The organism is Paenalcaligenes sp. Me131, from assembly GCF_050487225.1.
Lineage (GTDB): Bacteria > Pseudomonadota > Gammaproteobacteria > Burkholderiales > Burkholderiaceae_B > Paenalcaligenes.
In genome coordinates this window covers 715,512-742,258 of the sequence record NZ_JBKQGY010000001.1, presented here as the reverse complement: position 1 = coordinate 742,258, position 26,747 = coordinate 715,512, and the positions used below count along the sequence as shown (strand labels likewise).

Sequence of the window (26,747 nt, the reverse complement as noted above, 5' to 3'; positions counted from 1 at the left end):
GAATTCAAGATTAAAATCTATTGACATTATTTTAAATAAAAAAACAAATAGATTTGAATTGTAGGGGTTATGTTTTAAGAATAGTCCTACATATTTTTTTAATTGATTTAATAAACTTTAATTGTGCTCAAACAGTGCACACATATGGGAACCTTAGAGCGCCCCAAGGCGTAAAACAAGGTTGCTTCGTTTGTCAAACAATCGGAAGTTAAATCAATCATGAAAAAAATCCTTTTAGGCCTCACTATTCTTTCCGCTTTCGCTGCTACTGGTGCTCAAGCCGAAATCGGTGCTACCGGTAACATTAACTTTGTCGGCAGCATCAATGCAGACAGTTGCACAGTGCGTTCTCCTGGTGCATCTAGCTCTGGCGCCAACATGCTGGTTGATATGGGTCCTGTAGCGGCCAAAACGCTGGGTACTGAAGCTACACCAGCTACATCCGCAGGTGGCTTGGCTACTTTTGCTAAAAACATTGACCTGCAAGTCGAATGTGCAGAAGGTACCAAAGTTGAACTGAAACTGGCCCCTACAGCTAAATCCGGTAAAGGTATTGCTGTAACTGGCGGTGCACAAAACGTACAAATCATGCTGGTGAACAACGACACTGTTCTGGACTTTTCAACTGGTGACGTAGTTCTGGAAGCACCTTATGTGGAAGGTGGTATCAACATTCCTCTGGTTGCTTACTACACGACCAAAGCAGGTAAGACTAATGCAGACGTAGTTGGCGGCCAAGCTAACGCTACTGTTGCTTACGAGTTGTCTTACGAATAAGACGATCTACGCTAGGGGCGAAGGGTTTTGCCCTTCGCCTGCCCCACCCCTCAAGGAGAATGAAGCATGTCTATCTTAACTTTCAAGAAACTGGCTTTAGGGTGTTTAGCCCTTGGTACTGCGCTGTTGGGCAGCCAGGTACAAGCATCGATCTCCTTGAGTGGTACTCGTTTAATCTTGCTTGAGCAACATCAAGAAGCTTCTATCGTGGTTCGCAACGAGAATTCGCCTATTCTGGTTCAGTCTTGGCTAGAAACAAATACCGATCACGATCAAGCTGAATTACCCTTTGCTATTACTCCAGCACTCGTCAAAGTTGCACCCAACGGTCAACAGGTGATGCGTGTGCTGTATGCCGGTGGTGATCAAGGGTTGCCTCGCGACAAGGAAACCGTGCTCTGGTTAAATGTTCAGGAAATACCTCAACAGAGTCCTGGTGATAATCAGTTGCAGATTGCCATTCGCCAACGTATTAAATTGTTTTTCCGTCCAGAGGGACTGCCTGGCTCCGCTGCCGAGGCCCCTACTGACCTGCAGTGGTCTGTCGTCAATAATCAGGGGGCTTCTATGCTAGAAGTCTATAACCCCAGTGCTTACCATGTATCTATGTCCGCCCTGTATAACGCTAATGGTCAGGAAATGGAAGGTGTCAGCATGATTGCTCCTGGTCAGACTCGTTTCTTTCCGCTAGGTCGCAGTAGTTCACAAGAGACATTGAAATTTCTCGCTATCAGCGATTACGGTAGCGCAGACTCCTATGAAGTCCGCCTGAACGGGCAAACCAAAGTTCAGGCTCGCGCCATAGACTCCGACGCGCCGTAAGGCGGCACCTTCAGCCGCCCTTCCCTAACTAGCACACGTCTGAATTTTTCGGCTACTGGTACTAGGCCAGTAGCAGGAGCCCTTGTACGTCTTTAATTCGCCAATTTCGCCCACAGGGTGCAGAATCATGTTCACAAAAAACTATCTGTTCTGCGATCGTATACGCATCATCAGCCGCCAGCCTCTGGTCGCGTTGAAACTTGCGTTGTTACCCTGTATGGTAATGGCGGCTTGTGCAGCACAGGCCCAGACAGCATCTGCTACAGCTCCTGATGATACCGACAAAAATAGCCCGACTGAGCCTGTTCAAGTTGCAGCATTAAGCGATACCGACTCACTAGGCTTTAACACAGCATTTCTGCACGGTAATGCCTCTACAGCAGACTTGCGTAGCCTACTTTCTAATAGCAACGTGCCAGAGGGCGTGCAACGTGTGGATTTGTATGTGAACCAGCAGCGTACTGGGCGACGTGATATTACCTTTAAGCGTAACCCTCGCACGGATGAAAACGAGCCTTGTTTTAATGCAGAAATGCTCACTCAACTGGGTGTTGATCTGAGTAAATTGCCGGCTCCTGTATCCGCTGAGTCGAATTGCTTGCGCTTATCTGAGGTGGTGCCAGAGGCCACTGTGGTTTATGAAAGCTCACAGTTGCGCCTGTTGTTGAGTATTCCTCAAATTTATCTAAGCCCCAGTGTGCGTGGTTACGTAGACCCTTCCCTGTGGGACGAAGGCCAAACTGCCGCCTTTTTGAATTACAGCGTCAATGTACGCCGAGATCAAAGTAAGGGGATATCGGCGAGCAATTATGTGGGTGCAGACCTTCGCTTGGGGATGAACATTGGTCCCTGGCGTGTACGTAATAACTCCTACTTCACTTCGGCTACTAACCGCCCTAGTAAGTTGACTAGCCAGAATACCTATGTGCAGCGCGATATTATCAGCGCAAAAAGCCAGTTGCTGGCTGGTGAAACCTACACTCGCTCTCCTCTTTTTGACAGTGTGCGCTTTATGGGTGTGCAAATGCTTTCTGATGAAGCGATGCGCCCAGATAGCGAGCAAGGTTATGCGCCAGTGATTCGTGGTACAGCCGAGAGTAACGCCACGGTTGAAGTGCGTCAGAATGGCTACGTGATTTACACCACCAACGTCGCACCAGGCCCCTTTGCGATTCGCGACTTATCGCCTTCAGGGTCAAATGGCGATCTAGAGATCACTATTATTGAAGCCGATGGTTCACGTCGTACGTTACGCCAAGCCTTTTCTGCACCGCCGTTGATGGTGCGTGAAGGACGCTTCACCTATGACATTGCTGTTGGTCAGGTACGCTTAAATGATGAGATAGACGAGCGTCCTAATTTTATTGGCGGTTCCATGTTGTATGGTGTTGGCACTAACACTACTGTGGCCGCTGGTGTGCAAGTGTCCAAAGATTTTAGCGCCTATTCTTTAGGCGTAGGTATGAACACAACGCTGGGCGCCGTGTCACTGGATGCAACACGTTCTACTAGCCGTATTCAAGATCAAGAATCCAAGGGGACTAGCATGAACTTGCGTTACAACAAGTTCATTGAGGCGACTGGTTCAAATGTGTCGGTCAACTTGCGTCGTGATTTAAGCCAAGGTTATCGTACTTTGTCTGATCATGTTCAGGCAGCCGATGTCCCTGCACACTTTCGTGTATTTAATCAGCGTGACTCACGTCAACGTATTGATGCGAACATTAGCCAACCAGTCGGTAGCGGCAGTTTGTATCTGAGCGCATCCTACAATAAAAATTGGGAAAACAACTCTTCTAATAGCCTGTCGGTGGGCTACAGTAACAGTATTGGTAGAGTGAGTTACAACATCTCTTACACCCGAACTCGTAATCTGCAGTCTTCAGTGGGGTCTTCCCGCTCGTACGATAACGCTATCATGTTGACCTTGAGTATTCCTCTGGGCAGCGATTCCTATGCGCCACAAAGTTTCACCACTATTAACCATGATAAGAGCGGTAGTGCTGTACAAGCGGGTGTGAGTGGGTTTTTACCTACTGAACACGAAATTAGCTATGCAGTTTCTGGCGGCCGTACTGCCAACGGCGAACGCAGTGCTTCGGTTAACGTGGGTATGAACACCTCTTTTGCAAACATGGGTGCAGGTTATTCCTATGGTAGTCAGCACAGATCAGCCAATTTCTCTGCTAATGGCTCGGTGGTGGTGCATGGTGGTGGTGTGAATATGGGCCAGCCCATGGGTGAGACGATTATGCTGGCAAAAGTAGAGCCCCCTGTAGCAGGTGTGGGAATTTCTAGTCATGCAGGTGTTACAACAGGCTCGAATGGTTACGCCATTATTCCAAGTGCCACGCCGTACCGTAGTAATAACGTTAGTCTAGATACGCGGAATGCTCCCCGTAATGCGGAGTTTGAGAACGCCGTGCAGGATGTTGTTCCTACTCGCGGCGCGATAGTGGTGACTACATTCAAGGCCGAAGTGGGTCACCGTGTGCAGTTTGAGTTGCGTGATGAACAAGGCATGGCTTTGCCCTTTGGTGCTATGGTGCGTGATTCTGCAGGTAGACAACTGGGCATGACTGACCCACGAGGCCGTATTTTGACCATGATCTCTCCAGCGAACACCAGCGGTTATCTGGATATAGACCGAGATGGTCAACTGTGCCGAGCTCGCTATGAGCTGGCCGAAGAAACTGCAGGCCAGAATTACCAATTAATTCGCGTTAACTGCATTAAACGCAACCCTGATCCAATACTGCCAGGCAATCTGGCAAAGCTGGGCAAAGCTCAAGACGGTACCGTATGAAAATATCTCAGTTAGTGGACGGTCCTATGCGTGAGAACTTACCTTCCATGCAGATTCCACGCTTTCCCAGCGTTTTGTTAGGCGCTTTATCTCTGATCTTGATTCTGTGCGCAGCGCTGGGCACTGGTGCATATCTGTATGCTTCAGCTATTCACCTCATTTCTGAGTACCGTCGCCAGCTTAATGGTGCGGCCGATCATGCTCAATTGTTTTTTGACCAGCGCGAAGTGTTGTTACGCGCTGTTGCGGCCAGTGCTGTATCGCCAGACTCGTTAGTTGTGTCACCCAACAACCATAATCTGGAAGCCATCAATACACCAGAATACAAATCTGCAGAACACTATACGTTATTGCTGACAACACGCCACTGGAATGCCATTCATCGCACCGGTAATCTGCGTTACAGCGAACTCAACCCTGCACAAGACTTTCGCCTAGAACAAAACGGCCAGACTCTGACTTGGGAACCACAAGTAAACGAGTTGGCATCACGTCTAAGTAGCATTAATAGTGAGCCTCATGCTCGCCAAATCCCCGTGGTTTGGTTACACCAAGATGATGATTCTCCGTCACGTCTGGTGGCCTACACTCCTATAGATAGAGAAAACCGTCAAGGTGCTTGGTTGGGCCTAGAGCTAAGAGATATAGATCGTGCGCTAACTTTAACGTCACCGCCGCCGGGTACAGAATACATCTTGTTTGATATACGTGGCCAAGCTGTGCTGTTCAGTAGTGCCCCGCCAGATCCGTCGGAATTACGTTGGATACAGCAGGATTATTTTGGTTTTGATAAAAAAGGTTGGCCACAGAATATTCTCTTGAGCAAGTCCATTGGTACTGGTGGCCTGCGAGTGCTCTATGCATTACCAACCACGCAGTTGCTACATGATGGACGCAACGCACTGATTACGGCTTTTTTAATATTGATCGTGTTTAGCACGGTTGTTTTGGTGGGTGCGTCTTTGATACGCCGACGTTTACTGATACCAGCTCGTCAGCAACAGCAAAGCCTAGTTGATAGTGTGACCTTGAACCGCAAACTAGTTGCGATGGCTCCCGTAGGCCTAGCGTTGGTTGATGCCAAAGGCGAGGTGATTTTCCAAGAGAATCAACAGGCACGTGCGTGGATGCAAGGCGATGAGCAATGGCGCTCGCGCTTACCTAGCGAGCACGAACAAAGCGCCCGCACCGATGTTACGTTAAGTGATGGCTGTAGTGTGCGTGTGCATGCGATCAGTTTGAATTACCGAGGAAATCAAGCAGCGCTTTGTTCTATTATCGACATTACTACTGAAAAAGCAGAAGAAGCCGCTCTGCGACATTCACGTGAAATTGCCGAGAATGCCAATATTGCTAAGACACAGTTCTTGACCACGATGAGTCATGAAATTCGTACTCCCCTGTATGGCATTCTAGGGACGCTGGAATTGCTGTCTGTATCTGAAAAACAGCTGTCGCCCTCCCCTTATCTGGACACCTTGCGTCGCTCGGCGGAAACTCTGTTTCGAGTGGTGGGTGACTCGTTGGACCTGTCACGAATTGAAGCCGGTCATGTGACACTGGAGCCTCGTGAGTTTTCTGTGCAAGAACAAGTGGATGATGTGATTGCCGCTTTTTCTGCAACAGCACAGAATAAAGGCTTGTTGTTGTACTCCGTCACCCCTATCAAGGCGTTGGTTCCCCTGATAGGTGATCCCTTGAAAATCCGGCAGATTCTGAGCAATTTGGTGAGTAATGCCATCAAATTTACGATCTCTGGTCATGTTGTGTTGCGTCTGTATATAGAGCCTCAGTCAGGCAATAGGCTCGCGCTGCGCTTTCAAATCACCGATTCAGGTCAAGGTATTAGTGCTGACGTCCTTCCTAAACTATTCTTGCCCTATTTCAGTTCGAATGAAGGCGGGACGACTAAACAAGTAGGTACGGGTCTAGGCTTACCCATTTGTCAGCGTCTGGCGAGTTTGATGGGTGGAGGTCTGTCTGTGGTCAGTGAGCCAGGCTTAGGCACAAGCATCACCTTTGAAGTGAGTTTGCCTGTAGCTACCCCCCCAGGCACGCCTCCTGCCCCTAAATCACCGCTAGCATTCCGGCCAATTTATGTCACAGGGGATATTCCAGAAATTGTTTCTAACGTCAGTAAATGGTTGCGCCATTGGGGAGCCTATGTCTTGCCTTATACAGGACAGGCAGCTAAACCGGGGGCTGTGCTGGTTCACAGTTGGCCTTCTGTGGCGACGAGTACGCCTGAGTGGTCTGGTAGTCAGGTTATTGTTCAGCCTAATAGACCAAGTACGGATACCGCTGCACAACAGCCTAACTGCTTTTATACCGATTCCATTGCGATGAATGATGTGATGGAAACGGTACAGCAGGCACAAACACTAGATGGTCCCACTCTTCTGGCCGCAGAAAGTCTGAGTCCTACTGGCAGAGCACAAAAGGTCTTGGTAGTGGATGATAATCCTGTCAATCGGCAGATTTTGCAGGAGCAGTTGAGCTTGTTAGGTTGCAGTATTCATCTGGAAGAAAACGGAGAGGCTGCGCTTGCTCTAGCGAATAAAAATAGCTTTGATATTGTCTTTACGGACTTGTTCATGCCAGGTATGGATGGGTATTCTCTGGCCCGTGCATTACGTGCCGAAGGTTACCAACATCGTATTATAGGTATCACAGCTAATGCTATTTTGGATAAAGATAAAACCTGGTCTACGGCAGGCATGGATGCCCTATTGATTAAGCCTTTGCACATGTCGGCATTACGCGATAGTTTGCAGACTCCGATACACTAAGTTCGCCCCGCTATTGACAATTCTTGCGCCGGTATAACGGCGCAGGATGGTATGATGCGACAGGACTTGTCCTGCACGGCGACTTGACGGAGAACCATGGCCACCTCACCTTTTAATCGCATGACGCAACACTCACGTAGGCACACGTGGCTGTTGTTAAGCGTGATTCCTGTCTTGTTAATTCTGCTCGGTGCGTTAGTGGTTGGCGGTAAACAGTTTCTCAGTAAAGAGCGCCATCGACTGGGAGCAGATTTCACCTTGACCCTAGCTTATATTAATGAGCAGGAACGGTTCTTGGCCCAATTAAGGGACGATGCTGCCAAGCTTGAGGCGGGCTCTGAGCCAGAGCCTCCACCTGTAGAAAGTGGCCGTTCTGTCAGCATCTGGCGACCAACAGCCAGTGTATCTTTTTCTATGCTGTGCGGGCTTAACTGCCGTGTCCCCCAAGATGATTTCGGTACATTGGGGGCTGAACTGGCCGATAGCTTTGCCTCTTTTTGGGCCCTATCCTACTTTCCTTCCGGCTACCTGTTCCTCTTTCATCCTGATATAGAGGACAGCCTTAGTATTCCTGAGCTAGAGTCCTCTCGTACCGATACGGTACAACCTATAGCCTCACACAAAGAGGCTAGGCAACATATTCTCCTTGCTCAAAAACCCAAGCCTGGTGCACAACCTGTGAAATGGGTTTCTTTGCCTAAGCATCCATTGCATATGCTAGGCATTATGCCCATTACTTTGCCTGGTTTTCCGGTGTCTGGTGTAGACCCTACCCTCTTTCAGGCGATGAGCTTGTTTGATAAAGGGAGATTGCGTGAGTTTTTTAATCAATCAGAAGCGCCGGTTGGTTATAGGTTTTGGCTGCATCACGCCGAACAAGGTTTATTGATAGGCAAAAATGACTCTCCCGATTTAACGCATGACGGTTTTACCGTCAGTCTAGATGGTCTGGCCTTTCAAATGAGTGACCCATCGGGAACATGGGTAGGACGCTATCTCATCAGTCCCAGCCAATTGCTGAATAACACGTGGTTACCTTTGGGCGGAGTGCTTTTCCTCATACTCAGCCTGTTTGGTGGTGTGGCTTACGTCCGTTGGTATGGACGCCGCGTGCTAGAACCGGCTCGCCAAGCACAGCGCGCGTTACTGGAAAGTCAGGACTTTAATCAAAGCATTATTGATACATCCCCAGTGGCGTTGTGCGTTATCAGTAATGATCAAAGGAAGGTGATCTTTGGCAATGCGCAAGCGTTAGCATGGCTAGAAGTAGATGCCGGCGATGTACTGCCAGAAGGCTCACCCCTGTCTCTGTCGTTGAATGCATTGCAACAATCGCAAGAGCTGAGTAGTACAGAGGGTAAGGTGGATTTAGCCGATGGTCGTAGCCTGCATTTGGCCTGTGCACCTAGCCGCTATCACGAACAAGACGTCTTGTTGTGTGTGTTGATGGATCTCACCGCACAAGAAGAAATCCAGCGCGAACTAGAGCGTGCTCGAACAGCTGCTGATGAAGCGAGCACAGCGAAATCAGCCTTTTTGGCAACGATGAGCCATGAAATCCGTACACCGTTGTATGGTGTTTTGGGGTCACTAGAGTTGCTGTCTATGACTGAGCTAAATGTGCAGCAACAGCAACAAGTGGGTCGAATTCAGGGGGCTTCTCACCAATTACTGCAAATTATCAGTGACATTCTGGATATCAGTCGCATTGAAGCGGGTCAAACAAATGTGCAGTCTGTCTGGCTAGACCCTGTTGTCTTAGTACAAGATTGCACTGCTACCTACACGGCGATGGCACAGCAGAAAAACCTGCTGTTATTTTGTCATGTAGATCCTGACGTACCACGCAGTGTTTTAGGTGATCCGCTGCATATACGTCAGGTTTTAAACAATTTAATCAGTAATGCAGTCAAATTTACGCAAGCGGGCCATGTAATTGTTCGACTGCGTCAAGAACATGTCGATAAGGAACGTACACAGTTGTTGTTTCAAGTCGCAGACAGTGGCGTGGGCATTGAACAAGAGCGACAAGAAAACCTGTTTACGCCCTTTTACGTGGCTCATTCGGGTGAACACACTATACGAGGCGCAGGTTTAGGCTTGTCTATCTGTGCTCGACTCGCAGAACTGATGGGTAGCCAGATTCAACTTACCAGCGAGCCTGGTTTAGGTAGCAGTTTTTCTTTTGCATTGGATCTGAGCATAGAGCCTGCAACAGGCAGCACGGCGTCAGCCCCTAATTTACAGGGTATGAAGCTATATGTGCGAACACCCCACGCTGAACTGTCTGAGTCTCTTTGTTCTTGGCTCAACAGTTGGAATGCTAAGGCGCACGCCATGTTGCCCAGCTCACCTATGATTGGTTATTCCGAAGAGGAAGTTTTGCTGGATGTCATGATGCCCAGCAGCAGTCCGATCCAGCACTGGCCAGGTCCTTATCTCAGTGTATCTGCACGAGATGGTAGCTCGACGTTGCTTGAGGCCGATAGCACTAGCCCAGAAAGCATTGCACGTGCCCTTGAAGTCTGGCAGACGAAACAGCATACAAGTTCTGCTCAGGCAGTAGTGCCAGCACCACCGGCTAAAACAGCAATCAAGCCACCAAGTCGTCCCGGTCTGCATGTGCTTGTAGCAGAAGATAACCCCCTGAATCAGGCGACCTTACGCGAACAGCTAGAGAGCTTAGGCTGTTTGGTTACCGTGGCTCAAGACGGTGAAGAAGCGCTGAGTTTGTGGGATAGCAATAACCACGATTTGCTGCTGACGGATGTCAATATGCCCAAAATTACGGGTGATAAGTTGGCCCAACAGTTGCGAGCACAGGGCGTGAGTGCCCCTATTATTGGTATTACTGCTAATGCGATGCGCGACGAGGCACAGCGTTGTACCCAAAGCGGTATGAGTGCTTGCTTGGTAAAACCCATGGATTTGGCCACGTTGAAAAACCTGTTCGAATCATTGGTTAGCTCGCCTATTCCCCAACGTTATAGAGCGATTTTCCGCAGCACTATGGATAGTGATTTGCATACGTTAGAACAAGCCCTAGCAGAACAAGATGCTGCACAGTGTCAGGCTGTTTTGCATCGCATGTCGGGTGCGCTGGTGGTCATGGGTTTACATGAGGTCGCTGATAAAGCTAAAGAGCTAGAGCAAAGTTTCAAGAACCAGACTCAACAAACCGAAGCACAGTGCCGAGCAGCGTTAGAAATTTGTGATGCGTTGCGTAGCCTGATGGACGCTACAGCGTGACACTGGATGTAGCCTACCAGGCAATTCTTGTATGGTGTTGAGGGTGACGAGCGAATCAAGTGCATGGCTGTTTTTGGGTGCATATATTGTTGATATGCTGACAAAGACAGCCACTTTCTTTAGGGTGTTTGTAGTCGTTTGAGCTCGTCACAGCCTGAGTAATTACCGCCATCACATGATGCTTGATATAAGGCCTTAGCTTTATCCATATTTTCTTCAACGCCCGTGCCATGTTCGTAATATCTGCCTAGGTTGACTTGAGATACGGCATCGCCTTGTTCCGCACCTTTTGCATACCATACGGCGGCTTCTTGATCGTTTTGTGCGACGCCTGTGCCTGTGGCATACATATACGCTACAGAGCCAGGCGCCACACCTTGTTCGGCTGCTTTTAAATACCAACTAAAGGCTTGCTCTTCATCTCGCGGTAGTTCCTCGCCATACATATATTTTGTGCCCAAGGCCACTTGGGCCATGGCGTGCCCTGCTTCCGCTTCTGCTTTACAGATTGCTAATGGTGCACGGGGACTCGTACACTCATTATTGGCAAGTACGCTCGCTGGTAAAACCAGTAGGAGTAGAAACGAAGCAACTTTCATATCAATCTCTAATGTGTGATGGATGCGAAACTACGCAAATATTTGTCGCCGTAGTGTATCGATTACAAAAATAGTGTTGGTTTATGAGGCTGGAGAATGTGTGGTTTTCATCACAGATGAGCCTTTTTTCATGCCAACCCCTAATGCTGACAAAATCATAGCAAGACATAGCCAATCTGTAAGGCTAGGAGTTTGATTAACAATAAAAACAGAGCTAATCGTGGCAAAGACCGGGATTAATAGCGATAAAGGGGCTACTTTGGATGCAGGGTATTCACGCAACAGCAGATTCCATCCCCAATAGCAGAAATGGGTAGCCGCATAGGTTTGAAAGGCAAGGGAAAAAATTGCTACGGCATCGATGTGCAAGGCTAAGGTAGTAAATGGTGTTGTGCCGTGTAACCACCATGTGATCAGCAATAAGGGTAATGGCGGGAAAAGACTAGACCATACAACGAAAGCGAAAATTTCTTTTACTTTGGATAGCTTGATGATGATGTTGCCTATGCTCCATGCAACGGCACTAATCAATACCAGAACTAAACCTATCGTTGTTGTCTTGCTCGGGCTACTAAGCAAAATGCCCAGCAGCCCGATTGCTGCAAGCACTACCCCTATCACTTGTGGCCACGTAAGGCGTTCACGAAACAGTAAAACGCCCCACCCTACTGTAAAAAATGCACTGAATTGAATTAATAATGCAGCGTTACCCGGTGGCACACCTAGCGCGATCCCCATATTAATCAGTGCCCACATCGCTACACCAAAGATCAAACCGTAGGCCACTAACCAGCGAGTTGCCACAGCGGGACGTTTAATAAAGAACACCCACGGTAATGCCGCGAAGGTAAAGCGTATGGCAGTAAGTAGTATGGGGTCTATATGCGCTAAACCCAGCTTCGTAATGGGAAAATTAAACCCCCATACAGCGGTTACAAGAATGGCTAAAACTAGGTGTTTTGTGAGCATGATCTTCATCTCTGTGCTGAATCGCGGCAGAATGCCTTGATGACCCTGCCACTATGCGCGTAGGTTCTTTGGCCCGCTTTCAATTTAAGGTCAAATAGAAATAAAATTGGGCCATGAAAGACATACACGACCTACCTTATGAGCACACGCCGCACGATGTCACGGTGACACGGCGAGACTATGTGGATGGGGAGCTATTTCCTTGGCATACGCATGGTCGTGGCCAATTTGCGTATGCGGCGTGCGGTGTTATTACGGTAGAAACAGAAGCGGGGAACTGGGCAGTTCCCCCTTTGCGAGCTATCTGGGTACCTGCTGATATGGGGCATGCGATGCAAATGCGTGGGCCTGTCACGATGCTTAATAGCTATATCAGCCCTACTGCCGCACAGCGCGTAGGATTACCCACCCATTGTCAGGTGTTTGGTGTTTCTGCACTGTTGCAACAGCTACTAGAAAAAGCCGTAGACGTTCCCTTACGCTATGAGCAGGATGGGCGTGAGAGCTTTTTAATGGGGCTGTTATTGCATGAAATTGCTGTGATGCCCGCCTTATCGCTTAACGCTCCCTTGCCTTCTGAGCCTAGGTTGGCCTACGCGTGTAATGCATTTCTTGCTGCGCCATCATTAGAAATGAGTATTGATGATATGGCGAAACTCGCTGCCATGAGCAGACGAACTTTCACGCGACTATTCCGTATGCATACAGGCGTTAGCTTTATAGAGTGGCGACAACAAGCGTGTTTATTAGCGGCCGTGGTTCGGTTGGGGAATGGGCAATCCATTACTAGTGTTGCCATTGAGCTTGGCTATAGCAGCTCTAGCGCTTTTACCTCTGCTTTTAAGTCCGTGCTAGGCGAAGTACCAAGCCGCTATTTTCAGAGGCGTTGATCATAACGTGCCGCTATTCAGGCCGTAAAACGACTAGAAATAACGCCTAGGTTTACGCCCCAAACCAGTATTTAACTACTTGATTTCCCTAGTATTGCGCATACAGGGAAGCTTTTGTGCGCTCAGCAAAAAGCGCTCGCTTGTAGGCCATTCTTTCTGCTCACTAGAATGAGGAAAATTTATCTCAATGCTAGTGCTAGCAGTAAATGGCACTGCATACACAGGAGGATTCACTCAGTCGACAATCTCGTGAAAAGGCTTACTTTACGCATCCGTAATTCAGTGGCGTAACGTGTTTACAAAAAGACCAAGGAGACAATTATGACGCAACAAACTGGATCAACAACCATCGCTGAAATGCTTGTTCCCCCTAGCGCCCGCTTATCAAAAAACAACTTGATGATGGCATGGTGGGGAGTCTGTAGTGCTATGTTTTATTTAGTGGTCGCGGCAAGTCTGGCTTTAAATTTTGGCGCTATCAACGCCTTTATCGGTATGGCCATGTCTGTAGTGGTATACGGCTTGATTAATGCGGTCATTGCACGCTATGCCATTAAAACGGGGCTATCAGTAGCTTTATTTTCACAAATTCTCTTGGGCAGAACAGGGTCTGTCATCGCTACCTTAATCTTCTTTGCTACGGCTATGTACTACGCTATTTTTGAAGGCTCAGTCATCGCAGTAGGCATTACTACCGTCTTCCCGAGTGTGAGCTACCCGTTAGCGGCATTAGTTGTTGTACTGCTGAGTGTGCCATTAATGTTTGGTAATGCAATGCGCTGGTTAGACCGACTCAACGCTATCTTGTTGCCCGTCTACATTATTGGTTTAGTGACTGCCATTGTCTTAGCCATCAGTTTATATGGCTATAACGATCAGTGGCTGGCCTTAGGCCCTGCAGAACCCAGCCCATACGGGTGGTGGCATACTTTTGTGTATTACATGGGCATTTGGGTACTGATGATGTACACCTTTGACTATGCACGTTATGGCAAAAAAGAAGATAGCCGCTTTCATGCACGCGTTAACTTTGGGATGCCTTTTTATTTTGTGGCGTTTTTCCTCAGTGGCCTAGCTGGTATTTTCTTAGTGGCGAGCGTGCCTTTGGATGGCGGGCTAAGCGAAGTTTCGGTCTTGTTGGCGCTGTTAAAAATGATGGGTGTGTTGGGATTGCTGTTTATCTGGGCCACACAAACCCGTATCAATACCGCGAACTTTTATTTGGCCGCTACAAATATGCAAGCCTGTATGACCCAGCTCATCGGCGTCAGAGGACACTATCTGTTGTGGGCGCTCGTGGTAGCTGGCCTTGTGTATGTCTTGATGTTGGCCGACGTCTTTAGCTACTTGCTGCAAGCCTTAGCCTATCAAGGTATTTTCGTTGTGGCTTGGGTAGCTATGGCCTTAACGCACATTGCGCTAACGCATAAACAGACCTCGGCAACCTACATACAACAGCAACTTGAGCACGTGACCTTTCTACGAGTTGGGGCTGTAATGGCGTGGTTGTTGGCAGCCTTAACAGGAATCACGATTATGCATGTAGGCGGTGCGTACAGCAGCTTTTCTGCACCCGTAACGATTGTGATCGCTTCAGTGGTGTATGCGGCTTTCGCGCGCGCCTGTCACAGTGCCAACCGTGGCAGCAGAGTGAAGCTATTAGTGCGCTAGCTATCCTCATATTTCACAGCGATGGGCCAGCTAAAGGTAAACTGTAGGTATATTTTTATTTTGCAGTTCTTTTTATCTGGCTTTTATGTCCACTACATCTTTTAATACGCTCCCCCTGTTGCCTGTTTTGCTTGAAACCCTGCAAGGTTTGGGTTTTGAAAACATGACTGCTATTCAGGAGCAAAGTTTGCCTTTGATTCTGGACGGTAAAGACCTGATAGCTCAAGCCAAAACCGGTAGCGGGAAAACGGCTGCATTTGGCTTAGGACTGCTGCAAACGCTGGATCCTAGCAAACTAGAGCCTCAAGCTCTTGTGGTCTGCCCTACTCGCGAATTGGCTGATCAAGTTACGACCGAGCTGCGTCGGCTAGCCCGCCAAATTCCTAACGTTCGTATGCTGACGTTATGTGGTGGCGTACCTTCTAGACCGCAAACTGAAGCCCTACGTAATGGTGCTCACGTCGTTGTGGGTACACCAGGCCGTATTCAAGACCATTTGGACAGAGGCAACTTAGACCTAACCGCCTTAAAAACGCTGGTGCTGGATGAGGCTGATCGCATGGTAGACATGGGCTTTAAAGACGACATGATCGCTATTGCGTCACACTGCCCTACTCGCCGTCAAACGCTGCTGTTTTCGGCTACGTATCCTGACAACATTCGCAAAATCAGTGCTAGGTTCTTGAAGAACCCGGTAGAGATCAAAGTTGAAGCTCTACACAGCGCTAGCCAGATCGAACAGATTTTCTACGAAGTCAGTTTTGACAACCGACTCAGCACAGTTGTGACCCTACTGAAGCACTTCCGCCCTGCTTCTACCTTGGTGTTCTGTAATACCAAAATGCGTTGCCAAGAAGTGGTAGAGGAACTACGGTCCGAAGGCATTAGCGCTGAAACACTAACGGGTGATTTAGATCAGCGTGATAGAGACGAAATCCTCATTCAGTTTGCGAACAAAAGTTGTGCCGTGTTGGTGGCTACGGATGTGGCATCACGAGGTTTGGACATTCAGAACCTTGAGGCAGTGATCAACGTAGACGTAACCAAAGATGCGGAAGTACACGTACACCGTGTGGGCCGTAGCGGCCGAGGCGATCAAAAAGGCCTAGCATTGAGCTTGGTATCTGGTAGCGAAATGCGCTGGGTAAAACAGATTGAAGAGTATCAAGGCAGCCCTGTGAGATGGGGTCAGGCCAAAGGCTTGCGGGCTAAGTCTCAAGAGCCTTTGTTAGCACCGATGATGACCTTGCAAATACAAGGCGGCAAGAAAGACAAACTACGCCCTGGCGACTTATTGGGTGCGCTCACCCGCGACGTAGGTTTGAGTGGTGATCAAGTAGGCAAAATAGCCATTACTGAATACAGCAGCTACGTAGCTCTAGATAGAAAAATTGCTAGAAAGTACTTTGATCGCATTGCCAACAGCAACATCAAAGGGCGCCGCTTCCGTATGCGCTTTTTGGAAGATAGGTAAGCGGTTAATCACGCTATTGCCACATGACTACTTGCCCCTGTTGGGGCAAGTTTCGTTATGGCAGATCAAAATACCATAAACAAGCTCAAACACTCGTTGAATAGTTCAGCGTCTTAGGCGCTACAAAATGGTTTTATTTCCATTTCTATCCAGCTCAAACACCTTAAATTCCTGTAGGTAATGCTTTAACCACGTAGAGGCTTGACCTAGTTGCGCTTGTTGTGACCAGAGTAAATCTACACCTACTACCCAGTCTGTATGTGGGTAGGCCTCTAGCGGTAACTCCACTAATTCTCCAGACCCAATTTCTCGCAGAATCGATTGTCGTGGCAGCGTAGTCCAGCCTAAGCCCGCTCTAGTCATTTCTAGTAGTGCGGAGTAGCTTTCAGCCTGCCAACTGTTCCCTGCGGTCAAATACTCAGTAGAAGGCAACCTATGCCCGTAGGCAGAAAACGCTAATCGGCGATGGGCTCGTAGCTCAGCAAAGCTAATGGACGCATAGTGCGCTAATGGGTGATCTTTATGCACGACGTGGGTCAATATCAACTTCCCCATTTGTCTGAATGCTATACCACGCGCATAGGCGGGTTGAGAAAAAGTGATCCCAAGGTCAACCTCACCTTTTTGTACTAGCACGGCTACATCGCCGTCCATAGGATGGCGAATCGTCACATCTAAATAAGGAAACTGCGTAGACAGAGCTTGTAAAGGTTGAGCAAGTACTGGGTACGGAATCTCTATCGCTAACAAAAGCTCAGATTGCGGAATATCCAATAGCTGATGCGCATGCATTTCCAGATTGCTGCATCTATCTAAAACCAGTTCTGCTTGACGCAACAACTGCACCCCAGCTGGGGTTAAAACAGGCAATTTTGCTTGTCTATCAAAAAGCTCTACACCTAGATCTACCTCTAAATTGGCGACAGCGGTGCTAACTGTTGATTGGCTTTTACTAATAGCGCGTGCGGCTGCTGAAAAAGATCCATGTCTAGCGACGGCACTAAACATTTCTAGCTGCTCGATTGAAAAACGCATGTCTCTCTCATCTATCGAATTTTTCGATGAATATTAATTATGTTCAATTACAAAGCTGATTGATGATAGCAGCAAGCTCTAACAAAAAGAGTACTACGTGGCATCCACCACAAAGGAGACAAGTATGAAAAACAGCGTTTCAGTTCATCCAGTAGATGAGGTTCTACCCTTACGGCAGTTGGCTAGCTTTGGCTTGCAACACGTGCTTGTTATGTACGCCGGCGCCGTAGCCGTACCGCTTATTTTGGGTAGCGCCTTAGGGCTTACTACCGAGCAAATGATTACGTTGATCAATGCCAACTTACTGACCTCTGGCGTTGCCACGCTAATTCAAACCTTAGGGTTTTGGCGCTTTGGTGCTCGTCTGCCATTAATCCAAGGCTGCTCGTTTATTGCTATTGCTCCTATGATCATGATTGGCCAGCAATATGGTCTAACGACAGTGTTCGGAGCTGTGATTGCAGCTGGCGCATTAACTATAGTGATTGCCCCCTTATTTAGTCGTTTACTGAAGTTCTTCCCGCCAGTAGTCATAGGAAGCCTGATTAGTGTTATTGGTATCTCGCTAATGCCGGCTGCAGCGATATGGCTAGGAGGAGGCAACCCTGATGCTGCGGATTTTGGCGCGCCAGAGAACTTACTGTTGGGCTTGGCCACCATCGCCATTATTTTGTTCATCCATGCGAAGTTCTCAGGCTTTGTAGGCAACCTCTCTGTGTTAATTGGCTTGTTGTTTGGTACTGCGCTCGCCATGGCAATGGGATACACCGATTTCACGCGTGTTGGTGAGGCGGCATGGTTTGAACTAAGCCCACCTTTTGCTTTTGGTATGCCGCAATTCGCATTAGCTCCCACGTTGGTCATGATGATGGCGATGCTAGTCATTATGGCTGAAACTACTGGCAATGTACTGGCTATAGGGAAAATAACCGGCAAACCAGCCAATCAAACAACACTAGGCGATGCCTTCCGCGCTGATGGCTTATCTACCATGCTTGGCGGTGTATTTAACAGTTTTCCCTATAACGCTTTCACTCAGAATACTGGCTTAATCGCCATGTCTAATGTACGTAGTCGTTTTGTCGTGGCAGCAGCTGGTGTCATTATGATTTTGATGGGGCTTTTCCCGAAACTCGGCGCCTTAATTGCGACCATCCCTCGTCCGGTGTTAGGTGGCTGCGCCATTGTGATGTTTGGCATGACAACGGTTGCTGGTATTCAAGAGTTGAGCAGAGTGAAGTTCGAAGGCACACGAAACGGCTTGATTGTGGCTGTTTCCATCAGTGTGGGGGTATTGCCCATGTCATTCCCCGCCCTATTTCAACGCGTAGATGGCCCACTGAAACTGTTTGTAGAAAGCGGCATCTTTTTAGCAGCGATAACTGCCATTTTGTTGAATCTCTTACTTAATACCAAAGAAACGCTGGCGGCCGGCAAAGAGGACTCTGCTGCCCCAATTCTTGCACACCAGAAAGGAGTGAATCATGACTAATACTTACGTTGACAATACAGAACTCAGTCCCAGAGATATGAAACTGCTACGTCAAACCATTGTGCTATCTGAGCAGTCTAAGAACAGCGGTAGACACCCTTTTGCAGCATTGGTGGCAGATGGTAATGGAACAATAGTCTGCATGGCTGGAAATAACTCCATGCCTCCTGAGGGTGATCCAACGCAACACGCAGAATTACGCGCTGCCGCAGAAGCAGCTAAGTTGCTGTCTCCTGAGGAGCTCGCTAAATGCACCTTATATACCAGTGCAGAGCCTTGCTGCATGTGTTCTGGAGCAATTTATTGGTGCGGTATAGGACGTGTGGTCTATGCATTAGCAGAAGAAAAACTATTGGAGTTAACAGGCGATCATCCTGAAAATCCTACATTTTCGTTGCCATGTAGAGAGGTTTTTGCTCGTGGCCAAAGACCAGTTACTGTCATAGGCCCTTTAATTGAGGATGAAGCTGCTGTGCCTCATCACGGTTTCTGGACCTAAATGATATTGCTGTCTTGAATACTGCGCATCATGCTGTGTAGGTTCTCTATCTAGCGCAACATGCTATGGTGTAGTCTGCTTGAATGAGTCGGGTGCTTCCCTTGGAGCTAACCCGACTTTTTATTATGGAGACTTACATGAGCTTTACCGTCTATTTGTCTGGCGAGATTCACACGGATTGGCGTGAACAGATCGCCAACGGTGCCCGCGCGGCCGGATTGGACATTCATTTCACTGCACCCGTAACTGATCATGATGCCAGTGATGCAGCAGGCGACCATTTGGGGCCTGAAAGCGAATCATTTTGGCGTGATCACAAATCATCTAAAGTGAACGCGATTCGCACACGTACACTGATTGAGAAAGCAGATCTGGTGGTAGTGCGTTTTGGTGACAAGTATAAGCAGTGGAACGCCGCTTTTGATGCGGGTTTCTGTGCGGCCTTGGGTAAGCCATACATTACCCTACATGCAGAAGATATTATTCACCCTCTTAAAGAGGTGGATGCCAACGCCCAAGCATGGGCGACTACGCCTGAACAGGTAGTAGAAATTCTGCGTTATACGTTGAAGGCCTAAGAAGTAAAAAAGCCGTCAGTGTTTGGCGGCTTTTTCGTGAAGATAAACAATTTAGCTGGGCAAGTTACCAAGCATAATTAACCCCCAACTGCACATTGCTATCTCGGTACTTTTCATTCCCCATCATGTATGAAAAACGCCCAGAAATTGAGGTGCTTTTAGAAAGTTGAGCTTGCATACCTACCGTTGTTGCGAACACATTTTTAGGCGTAATGTCCTTTGCGGAACGTTCGTTAAAGGACATGCGCGAGCTGCTAGGATGGCGCCAGTAGTTGAGTTCAGCAAAAGGAGCAAGTTGTGTGCCGTTCTCTTGTGCTATATCCGCTTTGAAGCGCAGACCTAAACGATACGAAGTAAAACTTTTACCTTGCTCGTGTATACGAGTGCGTGTTTGTTCATAGACATCATTTGCGTTGAAGTGACTCCAAATCACTTGAGCCTGGGGCTGTAAGTAGTAACGAGTGCTCTCTGTTTCAGATAAGACAAAACCATAGCCTCCCTCTAACGAAGCAGAGATGTTTCGAGAGTTGTACTTTTCAGCATTAAGACCCTCGCCTTTTACTTTGTTTCTGAACCAGCCCTGCATCAACCAACTATCTACATAAACGCCGACATCGCTATCAGGATTCTGCTGCCATGTGGCATAGACGCCTAGGTTGTACCCCTTTACTTTGCCTTCGGCTGTTAAATGTTCATTGCGTGTTTTAGACTTGCCATCAGAAAAGAGCACCATGGCACCAACGCTTAGTTTGCTCAAATCAGAAAAAGTGGTTTGCCACACATCTGCACCAAAATGCAGCGTTGTGCTTTCCATTTTGCGCTTATAGCCAAATTGGTTGGTAAAGCGGTCTTCTTGGTGCGCGGTCCTTCCCCATGCTCTACTACCAGATGCTTGAGAACTAATGCGCTCTTGCCAGCGATGGCGTTGCGTAGCGACGGCCATTTGACGGTTGGCAAAATAGGCATCAATTTCAGGCCTATAGGTGGTAGGTTTTATGGGGTCTACAGGATCGGGATCCACCGGGTCTGGATCAATAGGATCAGGGTCAATTATTGGAGTCGCTTTAGAGTTTAAATACCAGCTTTCGGATTCCCCACCTTTACCGCCTTTCACTAAGTAATAGTCATATAAGCCCGCGGCCAGTGAAGGAGTAGTACCTGCTCTATAACCAGTAGAGCCGCTGTCCAAAATAAAGGCATTATCAGCCGTTGTTGCGGTATTGGTTGCTGTACCACTATCGGCCGAAACCACCTTGATACCTACATTGGTTTGTGCACCATCGTTTGATTTATCATCAAAACGCTTAATACGCAGAAAAGTAGTTCCGGTGGCTTGATCTCGTATGAGTAGTTGGTCAGATCCAGATTGATCATTGTTTAATTCTGTCCATAGCTCAATGACTCCATTCGTGCCATGTAAGGTCCCTACGGCAAACTGTTGGAAGTCTTGTAAGCTCTTGGGTTTAGAAAAACGTATTTCGCTATGATCTAGCACCAAATTATTTACATGAACATAGTCAGGCTCAGTAGGCTGAAAAGTATCAGGATCTTTATTAAGGTGCCAAACCGAACCGTTAGTAAGGGTCACGTCAGCAGAGTTTTTCAAGCCACCTACCGTGTAGGGGGCCGCAATACGGGCAGCACCATAGAGCGTTGAGTTATCGGCGTTTAAGGTCAGAGTACCTCGTTGAACTTTATAGAGGTAGTTAGCATTAATGACAGATCCATTTTTGGCTTCTATATCTAAATGGGCTGCATCGGTAAGGCGCTCTGAACCTACCGTTAGAGCGGTACCGAATGGATCTGTAAGGTTTTTCTGTAAAGCAGTAATGCGACTGTTATCTATAGAGGCGTGTACACCGATTTCTTGTTGAGTCCCTACGCTTGGGGACGCATAGATGGCTGAGATTGTCGCAGCAAGACTTGAGTCCCGCATTGTCAAGGCGGATTTTTTGGCCATCTTAACGGCAAATCGCCCTGCTTCTATATGCGAGCCCTGTGTCAACGTAAGCTGTGTGTTGGCATTAAGATTTGCACCTACGGTATTGCTAAAGAAAGGATCGTCATCAGTGTCTTTGATAATTACAGTGCTGTCGTTAAGCGTGACGTTTCCACGGTAGCTAGTCTGAATTCCGATAACACTCTTGCTAATCTCTTCCCCGTTAACTCCTGGGCGAAAATTAACCAAATCTACACTGTTGAGTGTAATTTCTCCTGAGATCGCATTTATACCTAAGGTTTCATAGTAGGGGTTGGCGTTCTCAATCGTAAAGACTTTAATTTTGCTACGTCGATTTTGACCTAAGGTTCCGATGAACACTTTACTGTTATTCGACGCAACAATCCCTCCACCATAAGCTCCATTGTATTTGGAGAGGTAGTCCAGCTCTAAGTGGTCGATGGTAAGGACGGTACTAGCATCCGATGTACGGATACCAAATTGTCCTCCTCGGGTACTGTCTTGAGAGGAAATTTTCGTATCACCTGTGAAATGAGCCTGAGCACCACGAATGCTGAGTGCGGAGGTTTTTCCTGAAATCGTTGTATTGTCCAGTGTGGCAGTTAGACCTTCACCGTTCAGTGTTAGGCCTACAGCGATATTGCCGCCAGATACTTCCTCGCCAGTAGTAATGTCGAGGTTACGGGCCGTAAGCGTTGTATTACCCTCTGCTGAGGAGGCAATATAAATGCCTGAGTTACCTGTATTGAGGCTGACATCATCTAGGTTGAGTTTGCTGGTTGTTCCATAATCTATCCAGACTATGCCCTCTAGTGCAGAGATACTACTGTTCTTGAGTTCAAAGGTAGTGAGAGCACTACCGCCGTTACTATCTGGGCTGCCGTTGCCATGTATAGCAGTGCCCTCTTTCTGAATAATGTTTAAGTATTGGCCTTGAAATACTGTTTCTTTGGATGTTTCTATATCTTTTTCATAGGGTGGCAACTCACTCCCTATCCAGATAGCAGCAGTTTCGGGGGTATGGCCTACCACTGTCAAAATGTCAGAACCCGTTTTTCCAGAGATGTCAGAGGTATTCAGTTTGAATGTACTGCCTGCTCGTACAAATATACTGGGCTCAGTAGCTCCATTGGGTTTGGCGAGTGTGTAGGCTGTGTTGGTATAGACCTGTAGGCCAGTAGTTTCTTTATCCGTTTCTATTCTTGTGATCCCCTCGTTAGAGAGATCAATGGGAATGTTGCTCGTCCAGTCGCCATTCGCATGTAGTAGTGTTGCATAGGCTAGAGTCATATTGGTGCTGGCGAGAACGGTGATCGCTAGTGTTTGTAGTGATAATACGTAGATCTTTTTTTTGAATGTGGCTTTATGCATATCTTCTCCGTTTCTGTGGCTCTGGTTTTCTATGTTGCAGAGTAGGTTTACTACGCTGTGCCATCGTTATTTTTAGGAAAAGTTCAATGGCTTATTTTCCTAATAATGCTAACAAATGAAAGGAGTTAAAGACAAAAGAGCGATAAAGATATAATTAATTACCAACTTGTAACATGAGAGGTGTAGCCTCTTGGTCAGAAAAAATTTGGCCTATACAAGCAACTGAATGGCACTTTGGACATTGTTTTTTTGTCATCTTAGAGAAGGCCTGCGTTCTAGCTTAAAGGCCTAAGAAGTAAAAAAGCCGCCAGTATTTGGCGGCTTTTTCGTGAGGATAAACAATTTAGCTGGGCAAGTTACCAAGCATAATTAACACCCAGTTGCACATTGCTATCTCGGTACTTTTCATTCCCCATCATGTATGAGAAACGCCCAGAAATAGAGGTGCTTTTAGAAAGTTGGGCTTGCATACCTACTGTTGTTGCAAACACATTTTTAGGTGTAATGTCCTTTGCGGAGCGTTCGTTAAAGGACATGCGCGAGCTGCTAGGATGACGCCAGTAGTTGATCTCAGCAAAAGGCGCGAGTTGTGTGCCGTTCTCTTGTGCTATATCCGCTTTGAAGCGTAGACCTAAACGATACGAGGTAAAGTTTTTGTCTTGATCATGTACACGCGTATGTGTTTGTTCATAGACATCATTGGCGCTGAAACGACTCCAAATGACTTGAGCTTGAGGCTGTAAGTAGTAGCGAGTGCTTTCTGTCTCGGATAAGACAAAACCATAGCCACCCTCTAATGAAGCAGAGAAGCTTCGAGAGTTATATTTCTCTGTGTCCAGGCCGTCGCCTTTCACTTTGTTTCTGAACCAACCTTGCATCAACCAGCTATCTACATAAACACCGGCATCGCTATCAGGATTCTGCTGCCATGTGGCATAGACGCCTAGGTTATACCCCTTTACTTTGCCTTCGGCTTTTAAGTCCTCGTTGCGTGTTTTAGACTTACCGTCAGAAAAGAGCATCATGGCACCAACGCTGAGTTTGCTCAAATCAGAGAAGGTGGTTTGCCATACATCTGCACCAAAATGCAGCGTTGTGCTTTCCATTTTCCGCTTATAGCCAAATTGGTTAGTAAAGCGGTCTTCTTGGTGCACGACTCTGCCCCATGCTCTACTGCCAGGCGCTTGAGAGCTAATGCGCTCTTGCCAGCGATGGCGTTGTGTAGCTACAGCCATTTGACGGTTGGCAAAATAGGCATCAATTTCAGGCCTATAGGTGGTGGGTTTTATTGGATCGGGATCCAATGGCTCCGGTTTGCCTGGATCTGGGTCCACAGGATCTACGGGGTCAACGGGGTCAACGGGATCAACCGGGTCCACAGGGTCTACAGGATCTACAGGATCCACGGGGTCAATAATCGGAACCGCTTTAGAGTTTAAGTACCAACCTTCAGCCTCCCCGCCTTTACCGCCCTTTACTAGGTAGTAATCGTACAAACCAGCTACCAGTGAAGGGGTAGCGCTAGACCTGTAGCCTGTTGAGCCACTATCTAAAACAAAAGCTGTTGCTGACGTCGTTGCGGTATTGATTGCCGTGCCGCTATCTGCGGAAACCACCTTAATGCCCACGTTGGTTTGCGCACCATCGTCTAGTTCATCGTCGAAACGCTTGATACGCAAATACGTGGTACCCGTAGCCTTTTCTCTAATCACTAACTGATCTGTTGCAGAGCTGTCATCTTGCAACTCCGTCCATAACTGCACTACCCCGCCCTTACCATCTAAGGTATCGACGGCCAGTTGCTGGAATCCTTGCCTATTTTTTGGACGCTCAAACTGCAGCTCACTACGATCCAAGGTCAGTGTATTCACATGTACATAGTCCGCTGCAGTAGGCTTATTCGGGTCATGCTTCAGATGCCAGACGGAACCATTGGCTAGCGTAACATTGGCATAATTATCAGGGGAGTTTGCTGATAATTGTGCTGCACCGGAAAGTGTGGACTGATCCGCTACCAGCGTTAGTCCACCACGATGCACTTGGTAGAGATAATCTGCATTAATGACAGAGCCGTTATTGACACGCATATCGAGGTAAGCATCGCCAGGCGTTGTCCCTACAGGCCCTATACGCATGGCAGTAGCTAAGGGATCCTTACTTTTTTCTTGTAAAGCAGTAATCTTGCTGTTATTTAATGTGGCTTGAACCTCATTACTTTTTCCACCTGCACCAGGCATGACATAAATAGCTGCTCTACCCGCCTCTAGACTAGAGTCAGTCATATTCAGAGTGGATTTATCTGAAATACGCACCGCAAACTGGCCTGCTTGTATACGCGAGCCTTGCGTTAGGGTTAAGGACGATGAGTTCTCTATGCTTGAGCCTATACGCATTAAAGGCTCATCTTTAAAGTCTTTGAAGGTGACTGTGCTGTCATTCAGCGTGAGATGGCTGTTATAGCGTGCCGACAAGCCAATAACTTTGTCGCTGATATCCTCCCCCAAAGTTTTCTTGCGGAAGTTCACTATATCTAGGCTATTTAACGTGACCTCCCCGCCCAAGAAGGCATTCACCCCTTCCACATCACCGGGGCGGTTAGAGTTGCGCAGGTTAAAAAGCTCTATTTTACTTCTTGCCGATTGACCTAATTGGCCTACAACAAGCTGTGCATCATCGGAGGCTGTTAGTGCACCACTATAATCACTATTTTTTTGTGATTGGAAGGCCATGTCTAAATGATCAATCGTGACTACAGCTCCACGACCGGCATGCACCCCATTTTGACCGCCACTCTTACTGCTGTCTGATACTGAAATTTTGGTTGTGCCGGTGAAATGAGCCGCTGCATTGCTGTTCACTCTTATTGCTGAGGCTTGGCTAGAAACCGTAGTGTCATGCAGTGTGGCATCTATGCCAGCACCGGAAAGGTAGAGCCCTGTACCAAGGTCAGCACCTATTGCTGTACCTTTGGTCGTGATCTTCAGATTATTTGTGTTGAGCTTTGTTGATGAGCCGCGAGACGAGGTGATATAGGCGCCCGTGTTATCAGCAGTAATGGTGACATCACTAAGGTTAAGCTGACTATTGGTGTCGTAGTCCTCCCAGAGTATGCCCTCTTGAGCTGAAAGTTTGCTGTTGCTCAGGTCTAACGTAGTGAGGGCACTATTGCCTGCCGCATCAGCACTACCATTACCATCAATCGCTACGCCTTTTTTCTGGGTAATGTCTAAATACTGTCCCCGGAAAACGGTAGTCTGCGAAGTTTCTATATCCCCATCATTGGGTGGGGGTTCACGGCCTACCCAGATTGCTGCGGTGTCTGATCCTGAGCCTGTGATTTTTAAGACTGTCGAGTTGTTTTTTTCAGGTATAGCACTGGTGTTGAGTTCGAGGTTACTGCCTGCACGCACCAAGACAATGGGAGAGCTATCGTTTGCGGCTTGTTTGAGCGTATAGGCTTTACTGGTATAGATCCGTACGCCTACGGTGTCGGTGGCCAAGTCTATTTTGGTATGCCCCGAGCCTGTGAGGTCAACGGCTGGCTGTCCAGACCAGTCGCCTGAGGCAGTTAAAGCGGTGGCCTGTGCTGCTGACGTAAGGCTACTGGCGACTAATCCTACGGACAAAGCTTGAATGAGTACTGAATAGATCAGCGTCTTCTGAAACCTGGGTTGCTGCATGACTTCTCCATCTACTATGCATGTATTTTTATCCCAGAGACAGATACAACCACATGTGATGCGACATTTGTCTGGCCGCCTTCTTG

The 26,747-nt window shown here is 47.7% G+C and carries 16 protein-coding genes; 11 read left to right on the top strand and 5 right to left on the bottom strand.

What is annotated here, in order from left to right:
- Positions 1 to 219: 219 nt before the first annotated feature.
- The 5 genes from ACLPHM_RS03490 (at position 220) to ACLPHM_RS03470 (ending at position 10,443) form a co-directional block, all read left to right on the top strand.
- Positions 220 to 777: a fimbrial protein gene (locus ACLPHM_RS03490; RefSeq protein WP_430219886.1), complete on the top strand. Its 558-nt coding sequence runs from the start codon at positions 220 to 222 to the stop codon at positions 775 to 777.
- Between the two features lie 66 nt (positions 778 to 843).
- On the top strand, positions 844 to 1,599 hold the full coding sequence (locus tag ACLPHM_RS03485; RefSeq protein ID WP_430219885.1) for a fimbrial biogenesis chaperone: 756 nt from the start codon (positions 844 to 846) through the stop codon (positions 1,597 to 1,599).
- A gap of 127 nt (positions 1,600 to 1,726) precedes the next feature.
- Positions 1,727 to 4,405, top strand: coding sequence for a fimbria/pilus outer membrane usher protein (locus ACLPHM_RS03480; RefSeq protein WP_430219884.1), 2,679 nt, complete (start codon positions 1,727 to 1,729; stop codon positions 4,403 to 4,405).
- Positions 4,402 to 7,194 carry an ATP-binding protein gene (locus tag ACLPHM_RS03475; protein ID WP_430219883.1) on the top strand — a complete coding sequence of 931 codons (2,793 nt, stop codon included), beginning with the start codon at positions 4,402 to 4,404 and terminating at the stop codon, positions 7,192 to 7,194. Before ACLPHM_RS03480 ends, ACLPHM_RS03475 begins: the two co-directional genes overlap by 4 nt.
- 96 nt (positions 7,195 to 7,290) lie before the next feature.
- Complete coding sequence (locus ACLPHM_RS03470; protein ID WP_430219882.1) at positions 7,291 to 10,443, top strand: hybrid sensor histidine kinase/response regulator; 3,153 nt, start codon at positions 7,291 to 7,293, stop codon at positions 10,441 to 10,443.
- Between the two features lie 119 nt (positions 10,444 to 10,562).
- Here ACLPHM_RS03470 and ACLPHM_RS03465 read toward each other — a convergent pair whose 3' ends face one another.
- Both ACLPHM_RS03465 and ACLPHM_RS03460 read right to left on the bottom strand, forming a co-directional pair.
- Entirely contained in the window at positions 10,563 to 10,919 is a 357-nt protein-coding gene (locus ACLPHM_RS03465; RefSeq protein ID WP_430219881.1) for a tetratricopeptide repeat protein, read from the bottom strand.
- A 204-nt stretch (positions 10,920 to 11,123) separates the two neighbouring features.
- The gene (locus ACLPHM_RS03460; RefSeq protein ID WP_430219880.1) at positions 11,124 to 12,011 is read right to left on the bottom strand and encodes an EamA family transporter; all 888 of its coding nucleotides are present in this window, start codon (positions 12,009 to 12,011) and stop codon (positions 11,124 to 11,126) included.
- A gap of 113 nt (positions 12,012 to 12,124) precedes the next feature.
- Between ACLPHM_RS03460 and ACLPHM_RS03455 the strand changes: the two genes are divergently transcribed.
- From ACLPHM_RS03455 to dbpA, 3 genes are all read left to right on the top strand, one after another.
- Positions 12,125 to 12,901, top strand: coding sequence for an AraC family transcriptional regulator (locus ACLPHM_RS03455; RefSeq protein WP_430219879.1), 777 nt, complete (start codon positions 12,125 to 12,127; stop codon positions 12,899 to 12,901).
- Between the two features lie 321 nt (positions 12,902 to 13,222).
- Positions 13,223 to 14,572, top strand: a complete 1,350-nt coding sequence (locus tag ACLPHM_RS03450; RefSeq protein ID WP_430219878.1) for a purine-cytosine permease family protein — start codon at positions 13,223 to 13,225, stop codon at positions 14,570 to 14,572.
- A gap of 85 nt (positions 14,573 to 14,657) precedes the next feature.
- Positions 14,658 to 16,046: an ATP-dependent RNA helicase DbpA gene (gene dbpA / locus ACLPHM_RS03445; RefSeq protein WP_430219877.1), complete on the top strand. Its 1,389-nt coding sequence runs from the start codon at positions 14,658 to 14,660 to the stop codon at positions 16,044 to 16,046.
- Positions 16,047 to 16,166: 120 nt separating this feature from the next.
- On the opposite strand, the gene ACLPHM_RS03440 is transcribed toward dbpA, so the two are convergent.
- The gene (locus tag ACLPHM_RS03440) at positions 16,167 to 17,081 is read right to left on the bottom strand and encodes a LysR family transcriptional regulator (protein ID WP_430219876.1); all 915 of its coding nucleotides are present in this window, start codon (positions 17,079 to 17,081) and stop codon (positions 16,167 to 16,169) included.
- A 124-nt stretch (positions 17,082 to 17,205) separates the two neighbouring features.
- On the opposite strand from ACLPHM_RS03440, the gene ACLPHM_RS03435 reads away from it, so the two are divergent.
- The 3 genes from ACLPHM_RS03435 (at position 17,206) to ACLPHM_RS03425 (ending at position 19,650) form a co-directional block, all read left to right on the top strand.
- A complete protein-coding gene (locus ACLPHM_RS03435; RefSeq protein WP_430219875.1) occupies positions 17,206 to 18,573 on the top strand; it encodes a nucleobase:cation symporter-2 family protein in 1,368 nt (455 codons plus the stop codon).
- Positions 18,566 to 19,072 (top strand): nucleoside deaminase, encoded by a 507-nt coding sequence (locus ACLPHM_RS03430; protein ID WP_430219874.1) that lies wholly within the window; start codon positions 18,566 to 18,568, stop codon positions 19,070 to 19,072. Before ACLPHM_RS03435 ends, ACLPHM_RS03430 begins: the two co-directional genes overlap by 8 nt.
- A gap of 137 nt (positions 19,073 to 19,209) precedes the next feature.
- Positions 19,210 to 19,650 carry a YtoQ family protein gene (locus ACLPHM_RS03425; protein ID WP_430219873.1) on the top strand — a complete coding sequence of 147 codons (441 nt, stop codon included), beginning with the start codon at positions 19,210 to 19,212 and terminating at the stop codon, positions 19,648 to 19,650.
- Positions 19,651 to 19,714: 64 nt separating this feature from the next.
- Here ACLPHM_RS03425 and ACLPHM_RS03420 read toward each other — a convergent pair whose 3' ends face one another.
- Together ACLPHM_RS03420 and ACLPHM_RS03415 are read right to left on the bottom strand one after the other, a co-directional pair.
- On the bottom strand, positions 19,715 to 22,981 hold the full coding sequence (locus ACLPHM_RS03420; protein WP_430219872.1) for an autotransporter family protein: 3,267 nt from the start codon (positions 22,979 to 22,981) through the stop codon (positions 19,715 to 19,717).
- A 356-nt stretch (positions 22,982 to 23,337) separates the two neighbouring features.
- Positions 23,338 to 26,661, bottom strand: a complete 3,324-nt coding sequence (locus ACLPHM_RS03415; RefSeq protein WP_430219871.1) for an autotransporter family protein — start codon at positions 26,659 to 26,661, stop codon at positions 23,338 to 23,340.
- Between the last annotated feature and the right edge of the window lie 86 nt (positions 26,662 to 26,747).

Coding starts and splice junctions, on each gene's coding strand:
- dbpA (WP_430219877.1), top strand. CDS start 14,658: ATGTCCACTACATCTTTTAATACGCTCCCCCTGTTGCCTGTTTTGCTT.
- ACLPHM_RS03450 (WP_430219878.1), top strand. CDS start 13,223: ATGACGCAACAAACTGGATCAACAACCATCGCTGAAATGCTTGTTCCC.
- ACLPHM_RS03475 (WP_430219883.1), top strand. CDS start 4,402: ATGAAAATATCTCAGTTAGTGGACGGTCCTATGCGTGAGAACTTACCT.
- ACLPHM_RS03470 (WP_430219882.1), top strand. CDS start 7,291: ATGGCCACCTCACCTTTTAATCGCATGACGCAACACTCACGTAGGCAC.
- ACLPHM_RS03430 (WP_430219874.1), top strand. CDS start 18,566: ATGACTAATACTTACGTTGACAATACAGAACTCAGTCCCAGAGATATG.
- ACLPHM_RS03480 (WP_430219884.1), top strand. CDS start 1,727: ATGTTCACAAAAAACTATCTGTTCTGCGATCGTATACGCATCATCAGC.
- ACLPHM_RS03490 (WP_430219886.1), top strand. CDS start 220: ATGAAAAAAATCCTTTTAGGCCTCACTATTCTTTCCGCTTTCGCTGCT.
- ACLPHM_RS03465 (WP_430219881.1), bottom strand. CDS start 10,919: ATGGCCCAAGTGGCCTTGGGCACAAAATATATGTATGGCGAGGAACTA.
- ACLPHM_RS03435 (WP_430219875.1), top strand. CDS start 17,206: ATGAAAAACAGCGTTTCAGTTCATCCAGTAGATGAGGTTCTACCCTTA.
- ACLPHM_RS03455 (WP_430219879.1), top strand. CDS start 12,125: ATGAAAGACATACACGACCTACCTTATGAGCACACGCCGCACGATGTC.
- ACLPHM_RS03415 (WP_430219871.1), bottom strand. CDS start 26,661: ATGCAGCAACCCAGGTTTCAGAAGACGCTGATCTATTCAGTACTCATT.
- ACLPHM_RS03460 (WP_430219880.1), bottom strand. CDS start 12,011: ATGCTCACAAAACACCTAGTTTTAGCCATTCTTGTAACCGCTGTATGG.
- ACLPHM_RS03440 (WP_430219876.1), bottom strand. CDS start 17,081: ATGCGTTTTTCAATCGAGCAGCTAGAAATGTTTAGTGCCGTCGCTAGA.
- ACLPHM_RS03425 (WP_430219873.1), top strand. CDS start 19,210: ATGAGCTTTACCGTCTATTTGTCTGGCGAGATTCACACGGATTGGCGT.
- ACLPHM_RS03485 (WP_430219885.1), top strand. CDS start 844: ATGTCTATCTTAACTTTCAAGAAACTGGCTTTAGGGTGTTTAGCCCTT.
- ACLPHM_RS03420 (WP_430219872.1), bottom strand. CDS start 22,981: ATGCATAAAGCCACATTCAAAAAAAAGATCTACGTATTATCACTACAA.